The following is a 19,862-nucleotide window of genomic DNA, read 5'->3' as shown; positions in this document are numbered from 1 at the left end:
AATGATGCAGGAAAAAAGGCTGTGGTTTCTTTTGTTATTAGTGAGTATTTCAGCTTCCGCCCAAATAAAAGGGGTGGTTGTAGATGAAAACAATATTCCTATCCCTTACGTAAACATTTGGATAGAGAATGAAAACATTGGAACAACTTCTGAAGATGATGGGAGTTTTAAAATTGATTTAAAAGATGAAAATAAACCCTTAATTTTTTCAGCAATTGGTTTTGAAACTAAAATTCTTAAACCTATTGAAGCTAAAAATGTAATCCTAAAATCAACTTCCATAGAACTTGAAGATGTAGTAATTAATAAAAAAACCACAAAAGAAGAAAAAGAAATAGGCTATTATGAGTCGGGAGGATTTAGATACCATAGGGCCTATTTTGTTGATGGTATTTTATTTAAAGTAGCTAAAGAAGAATTGGAAAAATTTCCTTTTTTAAAAGAATTGAAATTTAAAACATTATCAAAAGTTCAAAATGCTAAAATTAGATTATATCTTGTAGAGATTAATAATGACGGCTCTCCAAGCGATAAATTGATTATGGATGATTTAATTATTGAAGTTAAAAAAGGAAGCAGAAAAAACATAATTGATTTATCTGTTAAAAAAATAGCCATACCAGAAAACGGATTTTATGTTGTTTTTGAAAAATTAAAAATTGAGGAAAATAAGTATTATTACGAATATGAATATAAAAATAGTGACGGCAATAAAATTAAATCAAAGGGATTACAATATCAGCCAGAAATTCCTTTATCTCCGGTAAAAGAGGAAATAGGATGGCATAAAAGAATAAATAATAAGTGGGAAATAAACGAAAAAATAATCTTACAAAACCCAAATAGTTATGAGAATTTATTGATGAAAAAATACCATAGCAACTATTTAGTGCCCTCCGTAAACATTACTATTTCTAATTAAATGCAAAAATTAGCATTATTTTTTCTTTTATCAACTGCTCTTTCCGCTCAAATAAAAGGAGTCGTTAAAGACAGTATTACCGGAAAACCAATTCCGTTTGCGAATATTTGGGTAGAAAACGAGAATATTGGAACCACATCTAAAGAAGATGGAACTTTTGAAATAAAAACAGCAAAAGATAAACCTTTGTTTTTCTCCATCATTGGATACCATTCTAAAAAAACAATTTTAAATTCTAAAAACGAAGTACTGCTCAGTCAAAAAAGCATCGAATTAGAAAATATTGATATCATTACACTAAAAAAATCGGAATCTTTATTGGTTGGGAAATCGGTTTTTAGAAGAATTACCCATTTACAAGGAAAATACCCGCAGATTATAGCTAAAAAATTTGACTATGATACTATTTACAAAAAAACACCTTATTTAAAAGAGATTGAAGTTTTTACACAATCAGAAATTAAAGATGCATCCTTTAAACTTAGAATTTTACTTCATGATAGCATTTCAGATTTACCTATTATTGATTTAGTTAATGAAGACATCATTATAAAAGTCAAAAGAGGCAGAAATAAAACCCAAATAGACGTTTCTAAATACAAAATAAAATTTCCTGAAAAAGGTTTAGATATTGGACTAGAAAGTATGCTTATAGAAAGCAATAAGTATATTTATTCGTATAAATACAACGGATTGAATTACGATACAGAGTTGTATGCTCCAGCGATAATTTGCAATAATTCAGAAGAAGAAAAGTCGTATGTTTTTTTAAATAACGAATGGATGAAAAGAAAACTTACGTATTTAGAAAGAGAAGGGCAATATTTGGTCATTGAACCAGCCATAAATATCATATTAACAAATTAATGAAAAAAATTTACCTTTTATTTATAGTGTTTTCATTCACGGTTTCCGCCCAAATTAAAGGAGTCGTTAAAGACAGCATTACCGGAAAACCCATTCCGTATGCGAATATTTGGGTAGAAAACGAGAATATAGGCGCCAGCACCGAAGAAAATGGCGAATTTGTTATCAACACAAGCTCAAACAAAATCTTAATTTTCTCCGCATTAGGATTTGAAAAGAAAACCCTAAAAGCAGCACAAGCCATGCAAGTGAGGTTGGCCTCTAAAGCGTACCAACTAAACGATGTGGTAATTCTAAAAAAGAAAGAAACCAAAATCATTGAGATTGGCAAAAGCAAAAACGCCATTTACCAAGCATTTGATAACGGCCCAAGAATAGATGTGAAGTACTTTCCGTATTTGCCGCGTTACCAAAAAACCAAATTCATCAAGCAAGTTACCATTGAAACCGACAGCAAAATAGAGGGCGCCACCGTTAAAATTCATTTTTATAGCGTGGACGAAAACGGCTTTCCGGGAGAGGAGCTATTATCCAAAGATTTTATTGCTACTGTTCCTATTGGCGTGGTAAAAAACATTTTTAATGTTTCCGATTTTAATCTTCGAATGCCGAAAAAAGGACTTTTCGTGGGCTTTGAAAAACTAATTATTGAGAGAAATAAATTAGAGATCCCGGTTACAAATTACAATACCAATGTTACCTCGATTAAGAAGACGTATTCACCATTGGTTTTATATAATTTAGAAGAAAGAGATTTCCTTTTTACGTTTTCGGGCGGAAAATGGAATAAAGAAATTCAATACGATAATAACAAAGTCCCTATTAAGCGAATGGTCTACGAGCCGTCAATTAACCTAATTTTAACCAATTAAAATTTTAAATGCCTATCTTTGCGGGTTAGAAAACAAAATTTAATGATAGAAATTAAAAACATTTCGCGTTCTAGGGCGCAAGAATCGTCGGCAGCTATCGAACGATTGTACATTACTATGAGGCACTTATTTAACAGAGGTTTTTATAAACCAATGGGTGTTTCGGGAGAAACTTTACGAGAAGCTTTATTAGAGCTTCGACCAGAAATTTACGGAAGTATTGCAGAAGAGAAAGTAGAACTTAATGGGTTACTTTATGTAATTGAAAGGCTTCCGATAGGAATTGAAGAATGCAGATACATCAACTTAACTTCAGACGAAGGGTATTCACAGTCTCATTTTCAAGCTATAGTTCCACCAAAAAGAAAACGAAATTGTTATCGAATTGATGAGGAACAAATGAATGTTGAAATTACCCGCGGAAGATCCGATATTTATGATATTCTAACGCATTTAACATTCATCTTTATTGAATCCCACAAAATAAAAGACCGCGTTTTATTAGACGAAAATAATGAAGTTACAAGAGATTGGTTAAAATTGGAGCAAGCCGCTTTACAAACAAAAAAACTATCTCAAACCGAAAAAGAAAAAGCCATTTCGCACACTTCAAATGTATTGGGTAGAAGTTTTTCGGAAGTGTTAGACATTTACGATGCATTTGGAACTACCGAAAAACCAGATCGTTTTTTACATCTAATTTATTGGTTAGGAAAACTAGCAATAGAAGAAGTGGTTGACAACAACAAACGAACCATTACTTTTAGTCCGTTATTAAGAGAACGCCTTGGGCACCACATTCACGGGGAGGTATGGGCGAATAACATTAAAGAAGTCTTAAACAATAATAAATTAATTGAACGCCCTATTCATATTATAAGTGCCAACATGCACTCGGTAATGAATTCTATTTTTGCAACTCCGGTTTTAGGAACGAAATACAAAGGCAAATCGGAGTATCAAATTTATGAAGATTTAAGTGCTTCGGGCAGTAAAGAAATCAGGAACAAAGTAGAAGCATTTGCTTTACAACACGGAATGATTTCTTTGCCAGATCAATCAGGAACGAATATAGATGTTCAAATTTTTGACACCGCTAAAATTGATTGGTCAAAATCGAATTTTCCTAAAGCTTCAATAAAAGGTGAAAATCCAGTTATTATTGTAATGGATTATGCTTTTGGAGAACAAGCATATGAAACGATAGATGAATTATTAAAGCCATTTAAGAAAGAAGATAAAGTACATTTTTTAAATGTAGAATCGGTTTCAATAATGGGTAAAGCCGGAATTCTTCAAGGAGGTAAAGGCGACATCATGATTCCGAATGCACACATTAATGAGGGCACAGCCGATAATTATTCTTTTGAAAATGAGCTTACCGCAAAAATGTTTGAAGGAAATGACATTCCGGTTTTTGCCGGACCAATGGTTACCGTATTGGGAACTTCTTTGCAAAATAAAGATTTATTAAAATTTTTCCATGACTCAACTTGGGGCGCCATAGGATTAGAAATGGAAGGGTCTTATTATCAAAAAGCGATACAAAGTGCTTCTAAAATTAGAAAAAGTATCAATCAAAATGTGAAAGTAAGGTATGCGTATTATGCTTCTGATAATCCTTTAGAAACAGGAAGTACCTTAGCTTCTGGCGGATTAGGAACCACTGGGGTTAAGCCCACTTATTTGATTACTATAAAAATACTAGAACAAATTTTTAACATAAAATAAATTAACAATGAGTACTAAAAACGAATCAAACCATATTCCAGAAGAAATAGATTTATTTAATTTAAGAGCTGCGATTTCAAAAGCTATTAATAATGCCATAATGAATACATTTCTGTTTTTTAAGAAAAACAGTTATCGTTTGTTATTTTTATTAATAATTGGAGGTGCTCTAGGAGCAGCAGCAGATTATTTTTTAAAAAGCTATGTTGCTGAGATTGTCGTAAATTCAAATTTTACAAGCAATGATTATTTGTACTCAAGAGTTGACCTTTTAAATAATCATTTTATTCAAAACTCTAAATCAGAACTACCAATTTCCAATTATAAAAAGTTCACAAGAATAGAGGTAGAACCTGTAATTGATGTTTACTCTTTTGTGAGTAATACTTCATCAAATGCCGCTAATAATGCTCAAAATTCACAAAATTTTGAGATGTTGAAGTTAATGTCTGAAAAAGGAGACATTAATAATATTATTAAAGATGAGGTGACCAGTAAAAATTATTATTTCCAACAAATTAATGTTTTTTCTAAAGATAAAGTTGAAGAAAAAGATATTAATTCGGTAATTACTTATTTAAATAAAGACGCTTATTTTGATAGTATTTTACATTTAAACATCTCCAACATTAAAGAAAGAATTATTAAAAATGACTCTACTATAGCACAAATTGATAAATTGATTCAAAGCTATACTACTAGCATTGCTAGAGGAGACGCTAATGTGATGTTTAAAAACGACAACAGCGAAGTAAATAGTTTAATTACACAAAAAAAGGAATTAATTTCAAAAATTGATGAAGATAAGCTGAGTCTTATTAGCCAAAATAAAATAATTAAAGAAAACACTGTTGTGCTTAATAAAATTAACAACAAGGGGATTGCTAATAAATTAAAATTCATACTACCTATTTTATTTATTTTCTTGTTTTTGTTTATTAGCTATATCAAACGCTTAAATCAAAAGTCTCAAAAAGCATAAATATGAAAGGAATTATTCTAGCAGGAGGATCTGGAACAAGATTACACCCATTAACCATTGCAGTAAGCAAGCAGTTAATGCCAATTTATAACAAGCCAATGATTTATTACCCATTGGCAACATTAATGTGGGCAGGAATAAAAGAAATTTTGATTATTTCTACACCACATGATTTACCACTTTTTAAATCCCTGCTTGGCGATGGAAAAAAATATGGATGCCGATTTGAGTATGAAGTTCAAGAGCATCCAAACGGTTTAGCAGAGGCATTTATTATTGGAAAAAAATTCATAGGAAACGATAAGGTGGCGCTAATATTAGGAGATAATATTTTTTACGGAACCGGATTAGCTGATTTGCTTCAAGCAAATAACGACCCAGACGGTGGAATTATATACGCATACCATGTTCATGACCCAGAGCGCTATGGCGTTGTAGATTTTGACAAACAAGGAAATGTAATTTCTATTGAAGAAAAACCAAAAGAGCCTAAGTCTAACTATGCCGTTCCAGGGGTTTATTTTTATGACAATGATGTGGTAGAAATCGCTTCCAATATCAAGCCGTCGCACCGAGGGGAAATAGAAATAACCGATGTAAATAAAGAATATTTACGCAGAGGAAAACTTAAAGTAAGTATTTTAGATAGAGGAACCGCTTGGTTTGACACCGGAACGTTCAATTCATTAATGCAGGCGGCACAATTTGTTCAAGTAATAGAAGAGCGCCAGGGATTAAAAATTGGTTCTATTGAAGAAGCGGCATTTAGAATGGGATTTATTGATAAAGCCCAATTAAAAGCATTGGCAGAACCTTTGCTTAAAAGCGGCTACGGAAATCAATTAATGGACATTTCAAACGAATAATAGAATCAATCCCCCATGAATTTTATTTCTACCAAATTAGAAGGATGCTTTGTTATTGAGCCAAAAATAATCCAAGATTCAAGAGGCTATTTCATGGAAACTTTTAATGAAAATGCTTTCCAAAATGGAATTGGCAAAAAAATAGTTTTTGTTCAAGACAATCAATCTTTTTCAAGTAAAGGAGTATTGCGCGGTTTTCATTATCAAACTGGTGATCATGCTCAAGCAAAATTAGTGCGTGTACTTCAAGGAGAAGTATTGGATGTAGCGGTGGATATTCGTCCTAATTCTAGCACTTACGGGCACTATGTTTCGGAATTACTTTCGGGAGAAAATCAAAAACAATTTTTTATCCCAAGAGGATTTGCACATGGTTTTTTGGTATTAAGCGAAACGGCAACTTTTTTTTATAAGTGCGATAATTTTTACAATAAAGAAAGTGAAGGCGGAATTATATATAATGACACAACGCTGAATATTGATTGGCAATTCCCAATTCACGAAATGATTATTTCAGAGAAGGACCAAAACCTTCCTACTTTTGAAAACGCCAAAAAAGTATGGTAGTATTAGTAACAGGCGCTAACGGTCAACTAGGGCAAGCAATAAAATTTATTTCTGGTAATTATCCTGAAATAAATTTTGTTTTTTGTGCCTCATCCGAATTAGACATTACTAATAAAAAAAATTGTGAGGAAGTATTTCATAAATACAAACCCAATTATTGTATTAACGCTGCTGCATATACCGCCGTTGATAAAGCCGAAAGTGAACCCGAAAAAGCGCATTTAACAAATGGTATTGGCGCTAAAAACATTGCCGAAACCTGTAAAGATTTTAACACTGTTCTCCTTCATATTTCTACCGATTTTGTTTTTGATGGCAGTCAAAATAAACCGTATACCGAACTCGATATTCCAAACCCTACAGGTGTTTATGGTAAGACAAAATGGGAAGGAGAAAAAGCAATACAAGAAATATTAAATCAGTATTTTATTATAAGAACCTCATGGGTTTATTCGCAGTTTGGGGCTAATTTTATGAAAACGATGTTGCGTTTGGCTTCCGAGAGAGATACTATTTCTGTGGTAAATGATCAAATAGGAACGCCAACCAACGCCATTGATTTAGCCGATGTAATAATACAAATTTGCAAGAAACATAGTCAACAACCAAATGATCAATCGCTTTTTGGAATTTATAATTTCAGTAACGAAGGACAATGCTCTTGGTATGATTTTGCAAAAAAAATATTTGAAATAAATAATAGTAAAATTCACTTAATTCCCATTCCAACAACAAGTTATCCTACACCGGCAAAAAGACCCGCACAAAGTGTTTTAGATAAAAGTAAAATAAAATCGGTTTTTTGCGTTATAATAGGTTGTTGGGAAGATAGCTTAGAAAAAAACTATTCCAATAAATAATAAACAATCATTATCCTTGAAGAAAAAGCTACTTTATTTAGTCGTACTAATTTTAAATTTCACAATAGTTTGTGCTCAAAAAACGAGCAAAATTATTGTTGAAAACGCTGATTTTTCTGATATAAATCAAAATGAAGTTCCAGACGCTTTGTTGCTAACCGGAAATGTAAGAGTACGACATGACGGCGTAGTAATGACCTGTAATAAAGCTTATTATTTTCAAATTGAAAACTACATTAAAGCTTTTGGCGAGGTACAAATGGTACAGGGAGACACTTTATATTTAAATAGTAAGTATGCCGAATATAATGGAAACATAAAAAAGGCATTCGCCTCGGGAAATGTAATCATGACTTCGCCCGAATCTACGATGACTACGGATACAATCTATTTAGATCGAAACATTCAGGAAGCTTATTTTAATTCAAATGCTACAATTGTAAACAAAAAGAACACCTTAAAAAGCAAGTCGGGGAGGTATTATATTAAAGAAAAGAAATACCAGTTTTTGACCTCTGTAGTACTAACAAACCCTGAGTATACTATAAAATCAAATCATCTGGATTATTATACCACCCAAGGGGATTCTTATTTAAAAGGACCCTCTACAATTACCGGAAAAGATAATTTTATTTATACCGAAAACGGATATTACAACAGTAAAAAGAACATCGGTAACTTCAAAAAGAAATCTTATATAAAGTACAAAGAGCGATTAATAGAAGGAGACAGTTTATACTACGACCGAAAGCGGGAATTTGCCTCCGGAACCAACAATGTTAAAATTACAGACTCTATAAATAAAGCCATAATTAAAGGGCATTATGGCGAAGTATATAAAAACAAAGACTCCTTATACATTACAAAACATGCTTCTGTTAGATACCTAATAGAAAAAGATTCTATGTTTATTCATGCTAAAAAAATAATTGTAACAGGGAAAATTGGCGAACGAAAAGTTACCGGATATCATAATGTTCGTTTTTTTAAAACGGACTTAAGCGGCAAGTGTGATTCCATTCATTCAGATCAAAAAGCAGCGCTTACCAAACTTATTGGAAAGCCAATTCTTTGGAATTTTGAAAGTCAAATGACGGGAGATATTATGCATTTAGTTGGAAACAACGATACTGAAAAATTGGATTCGCTTAAAATATTAAAAAACACTTTTATTATTTCAAAAGATACTATAGGCACGGGATTCAATCAAATAAAAGGGGTTAATCTTTACGGAAAATTTAAAGACAACAAACTTTATGAAGCCGATGTAGTAAAAAACACGGAGGTAGTTTATTTTATGCGAAATGATAAAAACGAACTCATAGGAATTAATAAAAATGTGAGTAGCCGAATCAACATGACAATGGACGATAAAAGCAAAGTAGATACGATTACTTTTTTTGACGCCGTTGATGGAGATATTTATCCGGAAGCAGAACTTCCAGAAAACGCTCGAAAATTAAAAGGATTTGTATGGCGAGGTGACGAACGAATAAAAACCAAAGACGATATTTATCCTCCAGATGAAGTAGAGTTAGACAAGAAAATTGTTTCAGAAAGCAATAAGAAATTTGAACAGGAACAACTCGATCAAGCTGCAGAAAAAAATAAATTAGAAGACCATATTAGTGGAGACAACTTTTATGAAGCGCTATTTAAAAAATACAACAACAGAATTGTAGTTGATAAAAACGGCACAAAATTATTGGTTAGAAATTTTAAATTTAAATTTCCAAAAGACAATAATTCGTATAATGTTTATAAGAAAATGCATCCAAAATTAAGTGATGAAGTTCAAATTAATCAGTTGCTTTGGGACTGGAAGACGATGCCTGGAAAGAAATATGACGGAGGTATATTTACAGGACTTGAAGAACTAGAATCTATCGAATTTCCCTCCAAAGAAAAACTAACGTACCAAGAAATTTTTTCGTTATACAATGATCGCATAATTATTGATCGAAACGGAATGGAATTATTTGCTAAAAATGGGAAATTCCTGTTTCCATCCGATTCGGAATCTTTAAATAAATTAAAAAAGAATAATCCAAAATACAGAAAACAAGTCAGAATCAATCAAGTATTATGGGACTGGAAAACCATGCAATTTGGCAGTTATGATGGCGGATTGTATACGGGAAACGAAAAAGAATAAATGGAGATCAATACAAATAAAACCTACTTAAATAACCTGTTCACTTTTATTAAAAAATTTAATAAGAATGAATTCATGATGCAAAGCATTAATACAATGATTTTAAGGATTATTGGGGTGGTTACACTTTTTGGCTTCACACTTTTTTTAACCAAAAATTACGATCCTAAAATTATTGGTCAATACGATTTCATTAGAACGTATTTATTAGTACTCGGAAGCATCTGTATTTTAGGAACAGACCAGTCTATTTTATATTTTACAGGAATGTTAAAAAGCAAGAACAGACTATACGAGCTGAAAGGAATTTACATCAAAATGTTTTTATTAATTCTTTTAACTTCTGTTATTAGTTTATTGTTATTAGTAGTAATTGGAAAAGAAATTATTAATTCTTTTTTAAATGACGGCGTAATTTATAACATCATAATAAAAGCGACAGCGCTTTTATTTTTTTACAGCATGACCTTATTCAACACCGAAGTATTAAGGGCTTTAGAGCGCGTTTATATTGCAGAATTATACCGAAACACTTTCAAATATGCTTCGGTAATCATTGGGTCAATAATTTTGTTTAATATTCATAAAGAATCCTATTTAGTAGATTCATTTTTAATTGGATTTTTCTTTTTATCATTATTTACGACTTTCAAGATATTTTCTATTTTTAAAAAGAGCCACTTTGTCTCAGCTTCCAAAGAACATGACGAAACCAACACCTACCAATTTATCTTTAAAAAATCCTATCCAATAGCGATAAGTACGTTGGCTATTTTCTTATTGATGAGTTTTGATGTGATGTTTTTAAAAAAATTTAAAGGAAACGAGGAAGTTGCCTATTATGCTCTAGCGGTTAAATTAATGACTCTTCTTCTAGTGGTTATGAACTCCGTTAATATTACTATTTCCCCAAAAATAGCAGAGCAATTTTTTTCTGATAATAGAAATGAATTAATTAAAACCATGAAAAACAGTGCCCGAATGATATTTCTAATATCCATTCCTACCGTATTGTTTTTTTGTTTCTTCTCCACATACATTTTAGGATTTTTTGGAGAAAAATATTTAGTAGTAAAAGAACCTTTAATAATATTGATGGTTGGGCAAGGAATATGTTCTATTTTTGGCAGTGTTCAGGTTTATTTAAATATGACCGGAAGACAAAACATTTTTCAATACATCCTTATTTCTGCAGTTCTTCTTAACTTTACTTTAAATAGAACTTTAATTCCAATTTATGGAATGAACGGCGCTGCATTTTCCTATGTAGCGAGTATGTTTTATTGGAATTTACTTGCAACAATTATAATTTATAAAAAAGACAGAATAATTGTTTTTTTAAATTAATAGAAACGCTATGGGTAATTTTATTAAAAAAAATGAACTTTGGTTTTTATCACTTTTTAGTATAAATTTAGTGATATCGGCTTTAGCATTTTCATTTTTACCAGAGCGCTATTTTAATGACACTGTAATTATTATTTTCGATAAATATCATGAAATAGGCTGGATAGGTAGTTATCCATTTACCATGATGTTTTATTCGATAACAAAACTAAAATATTTCCCCTTTTTTATTATTGCATTAATTCAATTTCCAATCTGTTCTTATCTTTTATATAGAATTGGGATCCCCTCCAATTTTCATAAAATAACAGTAAAAAATATTTTGGTTTACATAAGCATTTTTTTAATGGCTATTTTTCTTTCAATGCCATCAAAAGAGTTTATTAATTTCACCTATATTTCCTTAATTCCGTTTATTTTTTTAAAATCGAATTGGACAACTACAAGAAAAGTAATCTGTAGCATGTTGTTGCTATTGTTTTTTGGTTCTTTTTTTAGAACCTATTATGCATTAATCCCTATCATATCAATAGGAATGTATTACATAACAAAGTTTAATTTTAAAAACAAAACAACGAGTTCGATTTTTTATGGTATCATAATTATAATTTTCCTTTCTATATCACACGGAATCGTAAAAGGGAAATACATGTCGGAGAGCAATAGAGAGGCTTTAAATGCAGAACGAACAAAAGACAACAATTCGGCTATTGTTTCACCAATAAGCACAAACACATGGTATGGGGAAACGGTTGGGATTGTTTATGGCTTTTTTGAAATCAACATACCGGTAATAGAAGGATTTAAACACATTATGTCGCCTCAAATTATTTCATTTATAATTTGGCAGTTGTTACTATTTTACATTTTATTAGTTCGATTAGCGCGATGCCTTAAAGAAAAGAATAAAAATAAAGACGAATTATGGCTCTTGTTAATTGTCTTTTCATACTTTATTATTCAAGGGCTTTTCGAACCAGATCTTGGTTCGGCGGTTCGACATAAAATAGGTGTTTTTCCTTTAATTTATTATGTTTTATACTATGACTATTTCAGAAAAAATATATAAAAAAGGACTTGACTTTTTTTTAATAAGCATCCCATTAACCTTCCTATTTAGAATTCCGTGTACCTGGTTAATCGTCTTGTTTTCTGTATTTAGCCTTTGTTTTTATAAACAAATAAAAGTTAAAAAAGAGAATCTTTTAATAACAGCATTAATAGCTTCGCCGTTGTTATTAGAACTTGTTTTTTTCTGGAATAACGATTCGTATTATTTAGGTGTTAAAACACTAGAAAAAACGGTATCATTATTAATTTTTCCACTTTTTATTTTAGGTAATTATAAAGAGATTAATTTTTATAGATTATTAAAAATATATTCTATTTCCACAACGGTAATTGTTTTGTTCTTTTTCTTAAGGTTTACAATAGTTTACCCCGAGTATTTTAATAAATACCTTAACGGAATTCATTTGTGGGAAATGGGGTATGTGTTTTCCAAAACTTTAGGCATGCACGCCCCAGCATTGAATATGCACATGGCTTTCGTATCAATAATTAACTTTTATATTTTTATAAAGAAGGAAAACGGAGCCACAAAATATCTATATTTCTTTATCTTTCTAACCTCTATTTTTTTATTGCTCTTCATCAATACAAGAATGGCGATAATGGACACGGCAATTGGGTGTATTATAGTAGTTTTTTATCAATTAAAAAATAAAGAAAATGTAGCCAAGCTTTTAATCAATACTTCTATAACAGTACTTTTTATTAGTCTCCTTTCTATTGTTTTCTTGAAAAAGGACTCTTATCTAAAAGAAAAATTTTCTAGTATTGCTTTTGCTCATATGGATAAAGTAGGAAGGCTAGACGAAATTGATCATCCTGAGGTAGCCGTTTACAGCTCTTTAGTAACAAGAGTATCAATATGGAAATCGGCCCTTGAACTTTCTTACAAAGAACTTCCTTTTGGCACAGGATCATCAGACGGCAGAAACGAATTAGTGAAATATTATAAAAAAACAAATCAAAAATTTTTAACAAAATATAAATTTGCCACCCACAATCAATACATTGATTTTTTATTAAAGTTTGGATTTATCGGATTAATAGTAACAATTGGTTACATTTTTTCCTTTTTATATTTTGGATTAAAAACCCATGAACCAATACTAGTTGCTTTCTTCTTTTTGTTTTTTACAAGCAACCTAACCGATGATTTTTTAATTCGTTTTGATGGTATTGTTTTTAGCGGATTTTGGTTGACTATTTTTGCTTGCTTATACCTGCAAAAAATGAAAATTAATAATTTAAAAAACACCTAAATGATTAAGGTTGCTCATATATTACATTCTGTTGGAGGGGTAGATGTTTCATTAAGATTAATTACTGAAAACATTAATTCAGAAGAGTTTGAAAATATAATAATTCACGGAATAAAGGATACCGATGTTGATTTTAGAGACCAAAACAATACAATTTTGAAGTCGTATAAAACCTCCATATACAGAGAAATAAATATTATTAATGATCTAATAGCAATAATTCAAACTTACAAGATATTAAAAAAAGAACGCCCAGATATTATTCATGCACATAGCGCTAAAGGAGGGATTATCGGCAGATTAATGGGCTTATTATTCAAAACAAAAGTGTTTTATACTCCTCAAGCATTCTCTTTTTTAAGCACTGAAAATAATTTGAAAAGAAAAATTTATTTGTTTATTGAGAGATTATTTACAAATAAATACTCGTATTTATTAGCTTCATCAAATTCAGAAAAAGAAAGAGGGGTAAACAATAAAATTTTCAAAAAAGAAAAAGCGCTTTTATATAATAATTCAATAGTTGATATTAAAAAAATAGAAGACTTATCCATAGAAAAAACATGGCCAGAAGAATACATTTGCACCGTTGGCCGACCATCCTATCAAAAAAACATTGAGTTAATGATTGATGTTTTACATGAAGTAAATAAAATCAAAGAGGTACATCTTGTAATAATGGGGGTAGGCTTTCATTCAGACAAACTCGAAGAGGTTCAAGAAAAGATTAAAAATTACAATTTAACCGAAAAAGTTACTTTATTAAACTGGACCAAACGCACCGATGTTTTTAATATCATTAAAGAGTCTAAAATATATATATCAACTGCTAGATATGAAGGATTACCTTACTCAATTATAGAAAGTCTTGCGTTATCTACACCTTGTGTTGTAACCGATAGCGATGGAAATAGAGATTTAATAATTGATGGGTATAATGGTTATGTAATAAAAAATCAAAATAGTACTGAGTTTAAAGACAAAATTCTTCATTTATTGGACAACAAAGAGGTCAGAAACACTTTCTCTGATAATTCAAGAAATGAATTTTTACAAAAATATAATGTAGAAAAAAACATAAAGAATTTAGAAAATATCTATATTGCATCATTAAATAGATAAAACAATGATAATAAAGCGATTAAAAAGGATTATTCAGAACGAAAAGTTTCATCCAACTATAATAAGCTTTTTTATTAACAATAATTTTCTGATTCGAAAAAGCATTCGAAAAGCGATTGTTAAGTATAATAATTATTTAAGTGGTTCTTTATTAGATTTTGGATGCGGTACAAAGCCCTATAAAAAACTAATTCTAAACGTTGATAGCTACACAGGAGTTGATTTTAAAATTGAGGGAAGAGAAGAAAGTCAAAAAAATGTTGATTTTTTTTATGACGGAAAAACAATTCCTTTTAAGGATCAAATGTTCGACTCTATTTTAAGCACAGAAGTATTGGAGCATGTTTTTAATATTGAAGAAATATTAATCGAATTCAATAGGGTGTTAAAAATGGAAGGTCATGCTTTAATTACCACTCCATTTATGTGGGAAGAGCACGAAATGCCCTATGATTTTGCTAGATATACTACTCCGGCATTAGAATACCTTTACCAAAAACACGGATTTGAAGTTGTTCAAAAACACAAAACTGGAAACCAAATAGAAGTTGTTTTTCAGTTTGCTATAAATTATTTTAAGAATATCATTCCAAAATTTGCCCTGAAACAGCTATTATTAGTTCCATTTATGGTTACTTTTAATACCTTAGGAATATTCTTTAGCTTTATTTTACCTTCAGATAAGACGGCTTATTTTAATAACGTATTTGTAATAAAAAAGATTAAAAATATAAATTAATCAATCCTCTTATTTTAAATACCAGCGATAGAGTTTTTCAATTCCTTCAGCTAATTCAATTTTGTGTTTCCAGCCCAAACTATTTAATTTACTGCAATCAGTCAGTTTTTTTAAGGTGCCGTCAGGTTTTTCGGTATTGAAAACAAAGTCCCCGTTATATCCAACTATATCTTTAATTAAATAAGCCAAGTCTTTGATGGAGATATCTATTCCGGTTCCAATATTAATGTGAGTATTTATGATGTGACTTGGATTGGTGTAACAATCTTCAAAGTTTCGATTTTCCATGATAAAAACACACGCATCAGCCATATCTTCAGACCATAAAAATTCTCTCATTGGAGCACCACTTCCCCATATTTCAACATTGTTTTTTGAAATTTTGTATCGATCCAATGGTATTTTTGCGTCCTCAATAGTGTTCACTTTTAAATCTAATAAAAGGGCTTCTATATTATTTTCCGAAAGTAATTTTGCTAAATGTACTTTTCGTAATAACGCCGGTAACACGTGGGACTTTTCTAAATCAAAGTTGTCATTTGGACCATATAAATTAGTCGGCATCACCGAAATAAAGTTGGTTTTGTACTGAATATTATAACTTTCACACATCTTTATTCCCGCTATTTTTGCAATGGCATAAGGTTCATTGGTGTATTCCAACTCATCGGTCAACAAATAGTCTTCTTTCATGGGTTGGGGACAATTTTTAGGATAAATACAAGTGCTCCCTAAAAAAAGTAATTTTTTTACTCCATGAATATAGCTTTGGTGAATAATATTGTTTTGAATCATCAGATTTTCATAGATGAAATCCGCCCGATAGGTATTATTTGCAACAATTCCACCAACTTTAGCCGCAGCTAAAAAAACATATTGTGGTTTTTCTGAAGCAAAAAAAGTGGCAACCTCTAAAGTGTTTGTTAAGTCTAGTTCTTGCCGAGTTCGAGTGATAATGTTCACAAACCCTTTTCCTTGAAGGTTTTTAACTAGCGCACTTCCAACTAAGCCATTGTGCCCAGCAACAAATATTTTAGCTGTTTTTTCCAAACTATTTTCTTTTTACGTATTCTAAATCATGGGTTACCATGATTTTTACAAGTTCTTCAAATGAGGTTTTTGTAGGATTCCAACCTAATTGAGTTTTCGCTTTGTTTGGATTTCCTAGTAAGGTTTCCACTTCCGCAGGTCTGTAATAATTTGGATCCACTTCTATTAAAACCTTTCCTGTTTCACTGCAAATTCCCTTTTCATTCTCATTTTCTTCTTCCCATTTAATAGAAATTCCAACTTCTTTAAAAGCCAATTCACAAAACTCTCTTACCGAATGTTGCTCACCAGTTGCAATCACATAATCTTCTGGTTTATCCTGTTGTAGCATTAACCACATGCATTCTACATAGTCTTTTGCATACCCCCAATCTCTTAGAGAATTGAGGTTTCCTAGATATAGTTTTTCTTGTAATCCATTTTTTATTCGCGCTACTGCCAAAGTAATTTTTCTTGTAACAAACGTTTCTCCTCTTCGCTCAGATTCGTGATTGAAAAGAATTCCGTTTACGGCAAAAATATTATAGGATTCTCTGTAGTTTTTTGTAATCCAAAAGGCATAAATTTTTGCTACTCCATAAGGACTTCTTGGATAGAAAGGCGTCGTTTCTGTTTGCGGAATTTCTTGCACTTTTCCATAAAGCTCAGAAGTTGAAGCTTGATATATTTTGGTTTTTTGTTCTAAGCCACATATTCGGATTGCCTCTAATAAGCGTAATGTTCCAATACCGTCTGTCTCAGCGGTATATTCGGGCAATTCAAAAGAAACCTTCACATGAGACTGGGCCGCAAGATTATAAATTTCATCCGGCTTTATTTGCTGAATTAATCGAATCAAATTCGTTGAATCGGTCATATCTCCATAGTGCAGTTTTATTTGTTGCTTCAAATGAAGATCTTTAATCAAGGATTCAATGTATAAATGCTCAATACGCTCGGTATTAAAAGTAGAACTTCTTCTAATAATACCATGAACAAAGTACCCCTTTTCTAATAATAATTCTGCTAAATAGGAACCATCTTGACCGTTAATTCCAGTAATTAAAGCTGTTTTCATGTTTATAAAATTTCAGGAAACAAATATAGAGTTTTTATGAATAACATAAGGAATCCAATAAAAAACAATAGATCTAATGGGTTAGAATTTTAGATAATAACAAGTAAAATATATAAGAAACATTTTTTCAAATAAATGTTGTGTTTCCAACAATAAGTATATTTTTGTAACTAATAAAAATTAAATAAATGGGCATCAATAAAACGGCTTTTTTTGGTTTTCCAACTAACGTTATTACTAACCCACAGGACTTATTAAAGCTATTAATTACTTTAATTTTAATAACCTTACCGCTTGAAAATACATTTGTAAGCATCGCCACCATTGGATTTGTACTAATTGGAATCGTACTAAATAAACGCCAGAAAATAAACTATGAAAAATCGGTCTTTATGCCTTTTTTATTTTTCATCGTTATGGCTCTTTCTTTGTTTTGGACCAATAATTTAAATGACTCACTTTCTGGGCTTCAAAAATCACTGTCATTTATAGTTATTCCGGCGGTATTTATTATCATACCAAAAATATTAGAAGAATCTAAAAACAATATTTTTAGATTTTACAGTTTCGGAATGCTGTTCTATGCAGTTATGTATTTTGCGAACGCCTGTTTGAATTATTATCACAGTCAAAACAGAGAAAGTTTCTTTAATAAAAACCTTGTTCCTGATGATCCTGGAGCAATATACATGTCGGTTTTCGCTTCCTTTGCATTATTTTATTTTGTTCAGTTAAAGAAAAAAAATAACATTGATAAAATAGCATTAATCCTAATTTCGACATTCATTTTTTTACTTTCTTCAAAAAGTATAATTACAATTGATTTTGTTATTATTATTTGTTTTTATGCTTTTTATGCCAAAATATCTCATGGCACAAAGGCGCTAACCATCTTTGCGGTTTCATTATTTTTATTTTTCTCTATTTTTTTCGTTAAAGAAGTTAAAGAGCGCTTTTTTTTAGAATTTGAAACTGCATTTGTCGATAATATTAGTAGTAAAAACAATGCAATTGATTCAACATCAATTCACAATGTAAGTGTGGCTGAAGCCTGGAAAAATAAATCTTTCAATCAAACAGATTTTTTTCCTGGAACTGCATTAAGAGTTTATCAAATAAGAGTATATAAAGAAATACAACAAGAATCGCCAACTTTCTTTACCGGACTTGGATTGGAAGCTTCTCAAGAAGCAATAAGAAACAAAGCCCTAGTGCATAATTTAAATAAAGAATACGGTGAATATAATTTTCACAATCAATACATTCAATCGCTTGCTGAAATAGGAGTTTTTGGATTATTGGTTCTAATAGTGATGTTGTTTTTAAATCTTTTTAACGGAATCCAAAAAAAAGATTTTCTACATATTGCTTTTGCAATCACGATGATATTGTTATTTTTGTCAGAGTCATTTTTTTGCAGACAAAGAGGAATCGTATTTTTTATCATTCTCTATTGTTTGTTTAATTTTAATTATTCATTTAAACACAGAGATAACACCCTTTAGCATGAAAAGAATATTAATTACTGGTGCCGCAGGTTTTCTAGGTTCTCATCTTTGTGATCGATTTATAAAAGAAGGTTATTTTGTCATAGGAATGGACAATCTAATAACCGGAGATTTAAAGAACATTGAACATTTATTTAAGTTAGAAAACTTTGAATTTTATCATCATGATATTACTAAGTTTGTTCATGTTCCTGGTAAATTAGACTACATTTTGCATTTTGCATCTCCAGCTAGTCCAATTGATTATTTAAAAATTCCAATCCAAACTCTAAAAGTAGGATCCTTAGGGACGCACAATCTATTAGGATTAGCTCGAGTTAAAAAAGCAAGAATACTTATCGCATCGACTTCAGAAGTTTATGGAGATCCATTAATTCATCCACAAACAGAAGAATATTATGGAAACGTAAACACCATAGGCCCTAGAGGAGTATATGATGAGGCAAAACGTTTTCAAGAATCTATAACAATGGCATATCATACTTTTCATGGTGTGGAAACAAGAATCGTCAGGATTTTCAACACCTATGGTCCTAGAATGCGGCTTAATGACGGCCGAGTAATTCCGGCATTTATCGGACAAGCATTGAGAGGAGAAGACCTCACTATCTTTGGCGATGGAAGTCAAACGCGCTCATTTTGCTATATTACCGATCAAGTGGAAGGCATTTTCAGATTACTTCATTCCGATTACATTTACCCTGTAAATATTGGTAGCCCGGATGAGATTACCATCAAAGATTTTGCAGAAGAAATTATAAAATTGACAGGAACAAATCAAAAAGTAGTTTATCATCCTTTGCCAATAAACGATCCGTTACAGCGCCAACCGGACATTACCAAAGCCAAAGAAATTGTAGGATGGACAGCAAAAGTTTCAAGAGAGG

18 protein-coding genes are annotated in these 19,862 nt (G+C 31.0%); 16 read left to right on the top strand and 2 right to left on the bottom strand.

The window, feature by feature from the left end; translation table 11 throughout:
- Position 1: 1 nt before the first annotated feature.
- From ACKOWY_RS01330 to ACKOWY_RS01265, 14 genes are all read left to right on the top strand, one after another.
- Positions 2-922, top strand: a complete 921-nt coding sequence (locus ACKOWY_RS01330) for a carboxypeptidase-like regulatory domain-containing protein (protein ID WP_408939639.1) — start codon at positions 2-4, stop codon at positions 920-922.
- Positions 923-1,789 (top strand): carboxypeptidase-like regulatory domain-containing protein, encoded by an 867-nt coding sequence (locus ACKOWY_RS01325; RefSeq protein ID WP_408939638.1) that lies wholly within the window; start codon positions 923-925, stop codon positions 1,787-1,789.
- Entirely contained in the window at positions 1,789-2,661 is an 873-nt protein-coding gene (locus ACKOWY_RS01320) for a carboxypeptidase-like regulatory domain-containing protein (RefSeq protein WP_408939637.1), read from the top strand. Before ACKOWY_RS01325 ends, ACKOWY_RS01320 begins: the two co-directional genes overlap by 1 nt.
- A 42-nt stretch (positions 2,662-2,703) precedes the next feature.
- Positions 2,704-4,392, top strand: coding sequence for a DUF6909 family protein (locus tag ACKOWY_RS01315; RefSeq protein ID WP_408939636.1), 1,689 nt, complete (start codon positions 2,704-2,706; stop codon positions 4,390-4,392).
- A gap of 7 nt (positions 4,393-4,399) precedes the next feature.
- A complete protein-coding gene (locus ACKOWY_RS01310) occupies positions 4,400-5,374 on the top strand; it encodes a hypothetical protein (protein WP_408939635.1) in 975 nt (324 codons plus the stop codon).
- A gap of 2 nt (positions 5,375-5,376) precedes the next feature.
- Entirely contained in the window at positions 5,377-6,240 is an 864-nt protein-coding gene (gene rfbA / locus ACKOWY_RS01305; RefSeq protein WP_408939634.1) for a glucose-1-phosphate thymidylyltransferase RfbA, read from the top strand.
- Between the two features lie 15 nt (positions 6,241-6,255).
- Complete coding sequence (gene rfbC / locus ACKOWY_RS01300) at positions 6,256-6,807, top strand: dTDP-4-dehydrorhamnose 3,5-epimerase (RefSeq protein WP_408939633.1); 552 nt, start codon at positions 6,256-6,258, stop codon at positions 6,805-6,807.
- Positions 6,801-7,667, top strand: a complete 867-nt coding sequence (gene rfbD, locus ACKOWY_RS01295) for a dTDP-4-dehydrorhamnose reductase (protein WP_408939632.1) — start codon at positions 6,801-6,803, stop codon at positions 7,665-7,667. Before rfbC ends, rfbD begins: the two co-directional genes overlap by 7 nt.
- A gap of 16 nt (positions 7,668-7,683) precedes the next feature.
- Positions 7,684-9,822 (top strand): OstA-like protein, encoded by a 2,139-nt coding sequence (locus ACKOWY_RS01290; RefSeq protein ID WP_408939631.1) that lies wholly within the window; start codon positions 7,684-7,686, stop codon positions 9,820-9,822.
- Complete coding sequence (locus ACKOWY_RS01285; protein ID WP_408939630.1) at positions 9,823-11,169, top strand: MATE family efflux transporter; 1,347 nt, start codon at positions 9,823-9,825, stop codon at positions 11,167-11,169.
- 10 nt (positions 11,170-11,179) lie between these two features.
- Positions 11,180-12,238, top strand: a complete 1,059-nt coding sequence (locus ACKOWY_RS01280; protein ID WP_408939629.1) for a hypothetical protein — start codon at positions 11,180-11,182, stop codon at positions 12,236-12,238.
- A gap of 163 nt (positions 12,239-12,401) precedes the next feature.
- Entirely contained in the window at positions 12,402-13,499 is a 1,098-nt protein-coding gene (locus ACKOWY_RS01275; RefSeq protein ID WP_408939628.1) for an O-antigen ligase family protein, read from the top strand.
- A complete protein-coding gene (locus ACKOWY_RS01270) occupies positions 13,500-14,621 on the top strand; it encodes a glycosyltransferase (RefSeq protein ID WP_408939627.1) in 1,122 nt (373 codons plus the stop codon).
- A 4-nt stretch (positions 14,622-14,625) separates the two neighbouring features.
- Positions 14,626-15,360, top strand: a complete 735-nt coding sequence (locus ACKOWY_RS01265) for a class I SAM-dependent methyltransferase (RefSeq protein ID WP_408939626.1) — start codon at positions 14,626-14,628, stop codon at positions 15,358-15,360.
- 9 nt (positions 15,361-15,369) lie between these two features.
- Here the strand turns inward: ACKOWY_RS01265 and ACKOWY_RS01260 are convergent, their stop codons facing one another.
- Both ACKOWY_RS01260 and gmd read right to left on the bottom strand, forming a co-directional pair.
- Entirely contained in the window at positions 15,370-16,410 is a 1,041-nt protein-coding gene (locus tag ACKOWY_RS01260) for a GDP-L-fucose synthase family protein (RefSeq protein ID WP_408939625.1), read from the bottom strand.
- A gap of 1 nt (position 16,411) precedes the next feature.
- Complete coding sequence (gmd, locus tag ACKOWY_RS01255; RefSeq protein WP_408939624.1) at positions 16,412-17,467, bottom strand: GDP-mannose 4,6-dehydratase; 1,056 nt, start codon at positions 17,465-17,467, stop codon at positions 16,412-16,414.
- Between the two features lie 188 nt (positions 17,468-17,655).
- On the opposite strand from gmd, the gene ACKOWY_RS01250 reads away from it, so the two are divergent.
- Entirely contained in the window at positions 17,656-18,972 is a 1,317-nt protein-coding gene (locus ACKOWY_RS01250; RefSeq protein WP_408939623.1) for an O-antigen ligase family protein, read from the top strand.
- Between the two features lies 1 nt (position 18,973).
- A partial coding sequence (locus tag ACKOWY_RS01245) for a UDP-glucuronic acid decarboxylase family protein (RefSeq protein ID WP_408939622.1) occupies positions 18,974-19,862 on the top strand: 889 nt, incomplete at its 3' end.

The sequence above is a fragment of the Flavobacterium sp. genome (assembly GCF_046073885.1).
Classification (GTDB): Bacteria; Bacteroidota; Bacteroidia; order Flavobacteriales; family Flavobacteriaceae; genus Flavobacterium.
The sequence above is the reverse complement of the archived record's forward strand: the minus strand, read 5'-3'. Positions and strand labels throughout refer to the sequence as shown.